Origin of the sequence: Aliidiomarina indica (assembly GCF_015354615.1) — a bacterium.
In the GTDB taxonomy this organism is placed as follows: domain Bacteria; phylum Pseudomonadota; class Gammaproteobacteria; order Enterobacterales; family Alteromonadaceae; genus Aliidiomarina; species Aliidiomarina indica.
The window spans coordinates 1-339 of sequence record NZ_JACAVQ010000027.1 but is presented as its reverse complement, the minus strand read 5'-3'; the positions used below and the strand labels follow the sequence as shown (position 1 = coordinate 339).

Sequence of the window (339 nt, the reverse complement as noted above, 5' to 3'; positions counted from 1 at the left end):
CACTGACCGCAAAGAGATCAAACAGCTTAAGCGTGAGCTGCGCGAGAAAGAAAAAGCCCTGGCTGAAGCGGCAGCGCTTCTGGTGCTTCGAAAAAAGCTGGATGCGCTCTGGGAGAACGACGACGAGGACGATTGACCTCGGTCTCACAGCGCACGCATTACGTGTCGTGGATACGTGAAGCGAATCAAGCCGGTGCCCGATTACGCCTTGCCTGTGATGAAGTTGGCATCAGTCTGCGCACGTACAAACGCTGGTATCGGGGCGGTAAAGTGACTGCCGATAAACGCCCTGAGGCAATACGTCCAGAGCCGATGAATAAGCTCAGTGAGCACGAGCAG

General features: G+C 55.5%; 1 pseudogene. It reads left to right on the top strand.

The window, feature by feature from the left end:
- Nucleotides 1-339, top strand: a pseudogene (locus HXZ99_RS12285) (IS3 family transposase); the annotation flags it as partial.